The sequence below is a fragment of the Sulfurimonas sp. genome (genome assembly GCF_023229105.1).
GTDB lineage: Bacteria > Campylobacterota > Campylobacteria > Campylobacterales > Sulfurimonadaceae > Sulfurimonas.
On the sequence record NZ_JALNZY010000068.1, the window covers coordinates 1 to 10,451 of the forward strand.

Annotated in this window: 8 protein-coding genes; 4 read left to right on the top strand and 4 right to left on the bottom strand. The window is 36.7% G+C overall.

All coding sequences use genetic code 11. The features are described 5' to 3' along the window. The 4 genes from M0Q17_RS08880 to pepN form a co-directional block, all read right to left on the bottom strand. On the bottom strand, positions 1-262 hold a 262-nt coding region (locus M0Q17_RS08880), incomplete at its 3' end, for a peptide deformylase (RefSeq protein ID WP_295086054.1). Positions 263-432: 170 nt separating this feature from the next. Further along, positions 433-597 carry a hypothetical protein gene (locus tag M0Q17_RS08885; RefSeq protein ID WP_295086056.1) on the bottom strand — a complete coding sequence of 55 codons (165 nt, stop codon included), beginning with the start codon at positions 595-597 and terminating at the stop codon, positions 433-435. Positions 598-678: 81 nt separating this feature from the next. Beyond that, positions 679-2,148 (bottom strand): FAD-dependent oxidoreductase, encoded by a 1,470-nt coding sequence (locus tag M0Q17_RS08890; RefSeq protein ID WP_295086058.1) that lies wholly within the window; start codon positions 2,146-2,148, stop codon positions 679-681. 154 nt (positions 2,149-2,302) lie between these two features. Beyond that, complete coding sequence (gene pepN / locus M0Q17_RS08895) at positions 2,303-4,861, bottom strand: aminopeptidase N (RefSeq protein WP_295086060.1); 2,559 nt, start codon at positions 4,859-4,861, stop codon at positions 2,303-2,305. Positions 4,862-5,131: 270 nt separating this feature from the next. On the opposite strand from pepN, the gene M0Q17_RS08900 reads away from it, so the two are divergent. The 4 genes from M0Q17_RS08900 to M0Q17_RS08915 form a co-directional block, all read left to right on the top strand. Further along, positions 5,132-5,791, top strand: a complete 660-nt coding sequence (locus M0Q17_RS08900) for a Crp/Fnr family transcriptional regulator (RefSeq protein WP_295086062.1) — start codon at positions 5,132-5,134, stop codon at positions 5,789-5,791. A gap of 8 nt (positions 5,792-5,799) precedes the next feature. After that, positions 5,800-6,810, top strand: coding sequence for a type IV pili methyl-accepting chemotaxis transducer N-terminal domain-containing protein (locus tag M0Q17_RS08905; protein ID WP_295086063.1), 1,011 nt, complete (start codon positions 5,800-5,802; stop codon positions 6,808-6,810). A 220-nt stretch (positions 6,811-7,030) separates the two neighbouring features. Then, entirely contained in the window at positions 7,031-9,853 is a 2,823-nt protein-coding gene (napA, locus tag M0Q17_RS08910; protein ID WP_295086064.1) for a nitrate reductase catalytic subunit NapA, read from the top strand. Positions 9,854-9,909: 56 nt separating this feature from the next. After that, positions 9,910-10,451: MauM/NapG family ferredoxin-type protein (locus tag M0Q17_RS08915; RefSeq protein WP_295086066.1), on the top strand; the 542-nt coding region annotated here is incomplete at its 3' end.

The following is a 10,451-nucleotide window of genomic DNA, read 5'->3' on the forward strand; positions in this document are numbered from 1 at the left end:
TCTTCTCTGTTGTTGTTACCCTGCCTTTTTGATTTATAACTCTTGGATTTATTAATTCTAAAAAAGAACCGTCTTCTTTTTTAACAACTACTATATTGTAATAACTTCCTATTTGAAACGCAGCAATTGCATCTAAACAGTTGGCTTCAATAGTATCTTTTAAGTCTTCGATCAAAGAGAGGATCTCCTCATTAAAAACCCTTACATCCGTCGCATATTTTACACTAGGAGGGGTCGGATAGGTAATTATCTCTTTTATCATCTATATTGCCTTGTTAAAGATTGCTTTTACCGAGTGCCTTAGATGCAAGAGTTTCTGCAAAACTGCAAAAACTCCAAAACCTTTAAAGTAGTGTAAAAGATAGAGTTTATTACTGTATCTTAATAAACTTTACTTTTCTAGGTGCATTAAATCGGTAATATAAAATAAAATTAGTGACTTTTTCTCACGACTATTAACATCTTTATATTGATTATAACAAATCTAATAAATTGCCAAATTTTACATGTCCTCAACTTAAGAGCAAACGGACCAGGTGTCATTGATGTAAAATTCTTGCCGTATGCTTTAATGTTATGCTCTGCTTTTTTTCCCATTCTTTTTTCCTTTAATTTTATTTGAAAATATCATTCAGAATATCTCTGGTTGATAATATATGTTGTTTTAAAATACAAATTTTATTCCGGAATCATCGTCCAACCCATTTTTAACTTCGCTTTGTAGAGAAACAGATGATGAAGAATATGTTTTATCCAATGTCCTGCAAGACCTATTTCACCAAAAGTATAATCCGTATCACGGCCTGTTCCCGGATATTTTTCAAAGTCTGGAACGACAGGGTAAATTGTCATTGCAGCAGCTGTTCCGTCAAATATCCCCTTTCCTGCGGAAGCAACACACGCAGCACCCATATGAGCCATTGAAGCTTCATGTAGTGGCGCATCCTCACCTTTAAGGATTCTATCACAAATGCTGTGCGCAACCGCTTTTCCGATAATACCAGAAGGCATACCGGTTCTTGGAGGTGTAGGGTTGATTGGAGTTCCGTTTGGAGAACTCATAGGCTTAGAGATTGGATGTGGCGGAGCAAATGCGATACCGCAAGCAAACATATTGCTATAAGTAGGGTTTTGATAAGTTTTTGGCCAGTCGCTTGCCTTCCAGTTTTCATATGCACCGGCAGCATAGTTAGCATCAACTTTCATAAAGCCATTTGGAGCAAAAACAGTACCTGTAATATCCGAACCATCTTTAGCAAAAGCTTTAAGACCAACACCTGCAAACGGAGGGATTAGCATTGAAAAGTCAAACTCCTCTTCTCCCATGGTGCCATCAAGTAACTCGTAGTGTGCCTTTCCTTTTTCAACTTTATTTACATGCGCGCCGATAATCCAGTCAACATTTCTCTCTGTAAATAACGACTCTGCAAAGATTTTTGAGCTAACCGCAAACCCCATACTCTTCATGTGAAGTCCGCCGACACCGAAATCACCTAAAAAAGATTCATTTGAAATCCACTTTAAATCTGCCATATCACGAACACCGGCCTTGTTTAACTCATGCTCTACATTAAATATATACTCAAATGCAGCACCTTGACATGTACAAAGACCATGTCCCGTACCGATTAAGAACTTTTGACGCTCGCCCTTTTTCATCTTTTGGATGCACTTTTGAAACTCTTCATTTGCGTGAACTGCGTGATCTGCCGTACAAACAGAAACTGTAAACTCGCCAAGACCGTTAGCATCTCCTAGACCCGGAGTTGCTCCAAAATTAAGCTTTGGTCCCGTAGCATTGATTAGGTAATCATACTCTATGTTTTCGCTCTCACCCTCGCGTCCTGCAAGTGTATATTCGATAGTAACGAAAGGCTTCACACTTGATTCAGATCCCTCAGGATTTATTGAAACTGCCTTAGCCTGCTTATAATTAATACCGGCTTTTGCATAAACGGGAGCTAAATCAAAGGTAACTTCCTCTTTACTCATTTCACCAACACCAACCCAAATATTTGATGGAATCCAGTTCCATTTTGAATTTGGAGTTACAACAACCACCTCATGAGCTGAACCTAACCACTCTGCCGCAAAAGTTGCAGCAGTATGACCTGATACACCTCCCCCTAAAACAATTAATCTTGCCATAAAAATATCCTTTTTATTAAAAGTATAAAAACTTCATTTTTATTCTAGCTTAAAAAGTAAAAAACAGCAATGTTAAATAATATATAATTATTATAAAATAAAATTATACATACAGAAAAACACCCATAATTTGGACAATTTTAATTGACAACTTTTATAGCTTAACTATTTTACTAACAATTTCATAAACATTCTTTGATATAGAGTGTGTAGAAATTACACGTTTCAACTCTTTTTTCATAACCTTTTTGTTTTGAGCATTAAGTTTCTCATATATTTTAAACGCTCCCGCTAATCCTGAAGCCATCTGCGGATTTATTTTGTCAATATCTATAATTTTATCTGCTACAAATTTATAGCCCTGCCCATCTTTTGCATGAAAATGTTTATAGTTTCTTGCAAACACTCCGATGAGCGAACGTACCAAATTTGGCACAAGTTGGTTGTATGCATCATCATCTTGAAGTGCCTTAACACGCTCTAATGTTCCTTCTCTATGTGATGCTGCAAAAACTGAGAAGTATTTGTTCATAACCAAAGTATCTTTTTTGTATTTTTTATAAAAATGTTCCAAAGCGGCTCTGGAGAACTCAGGCGAAATATCTTCTAAAATGTAAAGTGCCGCCACTCTGTCGGTCATGGTTATCGAACTGCTGTATTGCGCATTAGCTAAGAAGACTACCTCCTCGCTCTCTAGGGCGCTTAGAAGCTTTAAGGAGCTGTTTTTTATAGCCCTTTTACCAATATTTTTTGCATCAAGCTCCTTAGAAACAGGGTCATGATTTTGTTTATAGATAAATAAAAGTTTCTCTTTATATGTTAAAGCTAAATGCTCTTTAAGCTTCTGTTTTGCCTCATATATAGGCTCAAAATCAACTACATCTTGCCTTTGCATAATCGCCGATACACTTGGAAGCTCCATCAAAAGTGCTTTATAGGATAAATCAAGCTCGCTCTCAAGCATATGCCCAAAAGCCTTTACAAACTCCTCATCAATGACTTCACCCTGCATAATTTTTTCTATACTTTGCAATCCAAATGATTGCGCAGATTCGTACTTTACATAACTGTTTGCATCATGCTTCATTAAAAAGGCGTAATCGTTATGAGTCTGCTCAATAATAATAGGTGCTGAAAAATCTCTATTTATAGATAAAACGGGCTTCTTTTGAGTCTTAAAAACAAAATCTTCTCTCTGTTTTGAAATAATAAGCGTCTTTTGTAAAATCTCCTCGCCTCTCCCATCTAACAAAGCCATTTTTAGCGGAAAATAGAGAGGTTTTTGCTCGCTTTTATCCACTGCATTTGGAACTTTCTGTGTCAAAGTGAGCGTATAGCTGCCCTCTTGGAACTTCTCCTCTACATGTAACTTTGGTGTTCCTGATTGATGATACCACCTTTTAAACTGCTCCAAATCAATTCCGCTTGCTTTGTTCATAGCCCACAAAAAGTCATCAGTTCGCACCGCTTGAGCATCAAATGTGTCAAAGTACAAATCCATAGCCGCCCTAAACTTTTTCTCGCCTAAAAGAGTGTAAATCATGCGGATAACCTCAGCACCCTTTTCATAAACCGTTGCCGTGTAAAAGTTGTTTATCGCCATGTAAGAATCGGGCTGAATCGGATGCGCCGTCGGTGAAGCATCCTCCACAAACTGTCTCTGTCTTAGAGCATTCACATCCTCAATACGCTGCACTTCTTTTGAGTTAAGGTCAGCTGAAAAGCATTGATCGCGAAAAACCGTCAACCCCTCTTTTAGAGTCAACTCAAACCAATCCCTGCAGGTAATGCGGTTTCCCGTCCAATTGTGAAAATACTCATGTGCTATAACACTTTGAATCCCCATAAAATCAGCATCTGTCGCCGTATCCTCATCAGCCAAAACATAAGCTGAGTTAAAGATATTTAGACCCTTATTCTCCATCGCTCCCATGTTAAAACTATCAACCGCAACTATATTATAAAGCTCCAAATCATACTCACGTCCATAAACCTCTTCGTCCCACTTCATAGCATCTTTTAGCGATTTCATGGCATGGGAACATTTTGACTCATTTCCCCTGTCTGTATATATATAGAGCCTTATATATTTGCCGCTTTTGGTAACAAACTTATCTTGTACAACGCCTAAATCTCCCGCAACAAGGGCAAAAAGGTAGGAGGGTTTAGGATGCGGGTCAAACCAGGTAGCGCCGTGTCTTGCATCATCGAGTTTAAAGTTTGACTCCCTATTTCCGTTACTAAGCAAAATTGGATAGCGCTCTTTGTTCGCTACTAGCGTTGTTCTAAAAACCGTCATAACATCGGGGCGATCAAGGTAAGGAGTAATTCTTCTAAAACCTTCAGGCTCGTTTTGTGTACAAAAGATATTGCCAGATTTGTAAAGCCCTTCTAGTTCACTGTTTAGCTGTGGATAAATTTTGTTGATAATAATAAGCTTAAATGTACTCCCTACATCTAAGACTTTAAGCGTCTCTTTCTCTATGACGTATCTACTCTCCTCAAGCTTTTCATCATCAAGATAAATCTCAAGAAGTTCTAGCTCTAGAGAATCAAGTACAAGATCCTTGCACTCTTTGTCTAACTTTTCTATACTCATTAAGTTTGTAACCTGCGTATACTCTTCAAAAAGCTCAAAAACCAAATCACATGTTTTTATGCTAAATTTGGGTGCCTTATAATCTTTTAGATAAATAGTTTTTACTTTGCTCATAACTTCTCTTTGTTTTTTTACATATAATAGCATATTGTGTATAACTATAAAATATTATTAAGTAGATAGAGGCAGAGTTTGATAGTAGAACAAGTCTATCTTAATTATCACATTCTGTGGTACAATTGCAAAAATTAGCAATAGGGTTTGTGTCTTGTACGAATAATAACGACGATTTTTGTTGTGCCCTCAAACAAAACTTATTTGCGATACAATGTTTAATTAAACAACAAATGTAAAAAAATTTTTAAAGAGGTAAGAGACTATATTATGGACGAAAAGTTAAGTTTTATAAAACAATTGTCCCTTTTTGACTCTCTTAATGATGAAGAGTTAGATATCCTTAATAATATCTCAAAAATAACAGCTTATCCTAAAGGCTCCATACTTTACTATGAAAATGACATCAATGATAAAATCTTTTTTTTAGTATCTGGTCTTTTAAAAGTCTATAAAATAGATAAATTTGAGAATGAAATATTTCTTTATCACATATATAAAAATTCACTTATTTCTGAACTTACAACACTTGTTGGCAACTCAATACACTGTTTTTCAAATGCTGAGTTTATAGACGAAAGTGTTGTTTTAGAAGTTGATTTTTCAGAGTTTAAAAAAGAATTTTTATCTAAATTTATACTCAATAATGAGTTTATACATGAGATACTTTTAAAGACGCAACAGCTTCACTGCGTTGTAAACAGGGAACTAGTATTTGATGCAACTGCAAAAGTTGCCTATACTCTGCAAAATGATTTAGAGATGTTCAATACTCTCAAAAGGCATGAGATCTCTTTTATGCTACATATTCAGCCTGAAACGCTCTCAAGAGTATTAAAAAAACTCAAAAGAAACAATATTATAGATATGGAAAATACGGATGTTGTCATTTTAGACAAAGAAAAACTCAATAGTATAATAAGAGGATAACCATTATTATGAAAATAAAATTTAATAAAATTAGCACAAAAATAAGAGTAATCGGAGCTCTCCTGATATTTCTAATAGGAGGCGTAATTGGTACAACAGCTTATTTAGCACAGCAAAACACCAAAGATGCTTTACTGATAAATATTGTCGGCAAGCAAAGAATGCTTACGCAAGAGATATCTAAAACTATTTTTTATGCTCAGTATAGCGGCATCTATGATTTTCTTGAAACAAACAAGGCAAGCGATGAGTTTATAGAGGGTTTTAACACTTTAAAAAATGGTAATAAAGTCCGAGGGATATTTATTGTCTCTACAGAAGAAATTTCCAATCAATTGGATAAAGTTGATAATCTTTGGAGAAACTTTAATAAACATATTCAAGACTACAAGCAGATGGCAACTTCTAGCGTTGAAAATGAAAATGAGATGAAGAAAATTGTTGATTTCATCTATGTTAATAACACTATTTTGCTTGAAAATGTTGATGAATTGGTAACAATGTTCACAAATCATAGTGAAGATAAAATCAAATTTATTAAAACCTTTCAAATCTTTGCAGGAATATTACTTTTTATAATCTTTATATACTCTTTTTCACAACTAAGATCTATTGAATCTAATGTAGATTCCTTTATGCAATACTCAAAGATGCTAGCGGATAATGAAGATATTTCAAGTCTAACTCCTATACCGCTAGAAGCCAAGAGTGAGAGTGAAATTTTAGAGGTAAGCGGTACAATAAACTGCTTTATAAATAAGATAAATGCTGCGGTCGGTCACTCAAACGAAGCACTTTTGCAATCCCAAAAAGCTTCCTCTAAACTAGAAGAGCTTACTGATGAATTTGATACTATTTTAGATGAATTAAAAGATAGATCACTAGCAAGCAAACATCTAAACAACAGCGAGGATATTGTTATAGCCTCTACTGAAGAGCTCATTAATTCTACAAAAAGACTTGCAAATCTAAAAAAAGAGCTAGATAAGCTTATCATAAACTGTCAAGAACTTAAATAAAGAGTTAATTCAAACTTATTATTATAGTAATTGCGGCTTATGTTCCTTTTTCGCCACATTAATCCTCACTTAAGTTCGAAAACTACATTTTTGACTTAAGTCAAAGATTTTAAATCCTTCAAGATGATAATATGGCTCTGTTAATGGACACCTTAACAAAAAAAGTTTAGACGATGTAGCGCATGCTACAGTGTTTCAAAATTATTAAATAGGAGAAAATATGTCACTTTCAAGAAGAGAATTTCTTAAAAGTTCAGCAGCGGCATCAGCGGCAGCGGCTATAGGTATGAGTGTACCAGCAGAGTTACAAGCAGCAGCAGTTCAAGCTGAGGGCGACTGGAGATGGGATAAAGCAGCTTGTCGTTTCTGCGGTACAGGTTGTGGTATTATGATGGCAACAAAAAACGGCAAAATAGTTGCTGTTAAAGGGGATCCTGCTGCACCGGTAAATCGTGGTCTTAACTGTATTAAAGGTTACTTTAATGCTAAAATCATGTATGGTGCAGACAGACTAACTCAGCCTTTACTTAGAGTTGATGCAAATGGAAACTTTGATAAAAAGGGTAAATTTGTTCCGGTATCTTGGCAAAGAGCTTTTGATGAGATGGAAGTTCACATCAAAAAAGCACTAAAGCATGGCGGACCTGAATCTGTAGGTATATTTGCATCAGGGCAATATACGATTATGGAGGGTTATGCAGCTCAAAAAATGATGAAAGCTGGATTTAGATCAAACGCGATTGACCCAAATGCGCGTCACTGTATGGCATCTGCGGTTGTTGGTTTTTACCAAACATTCGGCGTGGATGAGCCTTCTGGCTGTTATGATGATATTGAATTGACAGATACAGTTGTATCTTGGGGTTCGAATATGGCAGAAATGCACCCAATTTTATGGTCTCGTGTTACTGACAGAAAATTATCAGACCCAGATCGTGTAAAAGTTATCTCTATCCAAACTTACACACACAGAACTTCTGACTTAGCAGATATTGAAATCATCTTCTCCCCAAATACAGACGGAGCTATATGGAACTATATTGCTAGAGAAATTGTTATGAGAGATGAAGCAGAAGGCATTATTGACTGGGACTTCGTTAAAAAACATATGATTTTCGCTGCAGGTCCTGTAAATATCGGTTACGGAATGAGAAGAGATGGTGAAAAATCACTAAAAAACGGAAAATATACAGCTCTTGAGATGGAAACTATCTCTAAAGAGATGAAAAAAATCGTTTCTGAAAAAGAGGGTCCTGCCCTTGAACCATACGGTTACAAAGCGGGTGACACCATGACTCATACTGCAGGTACGCTTGGTCACTGGGAAATCTCTTTTGAAGATTATAAAAAATCTCTAGAACCTTACACGCTTGATTATACCGCTAAAATTGTCAAAGGCGACCCAGATGAAAACATCGAAGATTTTAAAAAGAAACTTCAAGCATTAGCAAATCTTTACATTGAAAAAGGTAGAAAAGTTGTATCTTTTTGGACTATGGGTATGAATCAACATACACGTGGTACTTGGGTAAATACTCTTTCATACAACGTTCACTTTATGCTAAATAAACAAGCTATTCCTGGTTCTGGAGCGTTTTCTTTAACTGGTCAGCCTTCTGCATGTGGAACTGCACGTGAAGTTGGTACATTCTGCCATAGACTTCCAGCGGATATGATGGTTGCAAATCCTGCACACAGAAAAATCGCTGAAAACAAATGGATGGTACCTGAGGGAACAATCAACCCTATTGGCGTACAACATATCATGAAAATTCACCGTGATATTGAAGATGGTCTTATCAAATTTGCATGGGTAAATGTTTGTAATCCATATCAAGATTCTGCATCTGCAGAGCACTGGCTAAAAGCCGCAAGAGAGATGGACAACTTCATCGTAACTTCTGACGGTTATCCGGGAATCTCGGCAAAAGTTTCAGACCTTGTACTACCTTCTGCTATGATTTATGAGAAGTGGGGAGCTTACGGTAATGCTGAGCGCCGTACACAACACTGGAGACAGCAAGTTATCCCAGTAGGTGATGCTATGAGTGATACATGGCAATGGGTTGAGTTATCAAAAAGATTTACAGTTAAAGATGTATGGGGCGAGTGGGCTCCAAGCGGTCCAAGAAAAGATGCTCTTCCTAGCATGATTGAAAAAGCAAAAGCCATGGGATATAACGAAAATACTACCATGTTTGAGATTCTTTTTGCTAACGATATCGCAAAATCATATAAACTTGATCAAAATGATCCTATCCAAAAAGGGTATGATAATAGTGAAGGTTATGGGGATAGCAGAAATGTTATCGGAAGTGACGGAAAGGTCTTTAAAGGATATGGATTCTTTATTCAAAAGTATCTTTTTGAAGAGTATGCGGCATTTACTCGCGGACATGGTCATGACCTTGCGCCGTTTGATATGTACCATAAAGTTCGCGGTCTCAAATGGCCTGTTGTTGATGGCAAAGAGACACAATGGAGATTTAACGTTAAGTATGATCCATATGCAGCAAAAGCTGCAAAAGATACGGGCAATTCGCATGCATTCTACGGCACAATTGCAAAAGCACTTAAGTCTGGTAACTTAAAAGGAATGGACAAAAGCACTGAACAAAAATCATTAGCAAACAAAGCGAAGATATTTGCTCGTCCTTATATGGATCCACCAGAAATGCCGGATGCAAATTATGATACTTGGTTATGTACGGGTCGTGTTTTAGAGCACTGGCATTCAGGAACTATGACTATGCGCGTACCTGAACTTTATCGTGCAGTCCCTGAGGCACTATGTTATATGCATCCTAAAGATGCCGAAGCAAAAAATCTCAAACAAGGCGGTTTATGCTGGGTTGAGTCTCGCCGTGGAAAAGTAAAAGCAAGAGTTGAAACTCGTGGTAGAAATAGACCTCCTCGTGGATTAGTCTTCGTTCCATGGTTTGATGAAAAAGTATTTATCAATAAAGTTTGCCTTGATGCGACATGTCCAATGTCAAAACAGACAGACTTTAAAAAATGTGCTGTAAAAATCTATAAAGCATAATATAAACTACAAAGGAGAGGTGGCTTCGCATTCAAAAAGAAGACCATCCGTATAAAATGAAAAATACGACCGAAAGTAATAGAAGAAAATTTATTTTAAACATGGCTCGCGGTGCAGGGATAACTGCGCTGAGTGGTTTTATATGGAGTGCTTATGTTAATGAAGTTACGGCTTCGCAACTAACACTACGTCCACCGGGAGCGATTAAAGAAACAGATTTTTTAAAAACATGTATCAAATGCGGACTTTGTGTTGAAGCATGTCCATATGATACTCTATTGCTTGCAAAACCAGGTGACAATAAACCTTTAGGTACACCCTATTTTATACCTAGAGATATTCCTTGTTACATGTGTCCGGATATTCCATGTGTGCCCGTATGCCCGACAGGTGCACTTAATGAAAAAAGCGTTACTACAAATGGTAAGCTTGATATAAACATTGCCGATATGGGACTTGCTGTTATAGACAGGGAGACTTGTATAGCCTTTTGGGGCATCCAATGTGATGCTTGTTACAGAGCTTGCCCGATATTAGGTCACGCAATAACGGTTGAATACAGCAAAAACGAGAGAACCGGAAAACACGCCTTTCTCAC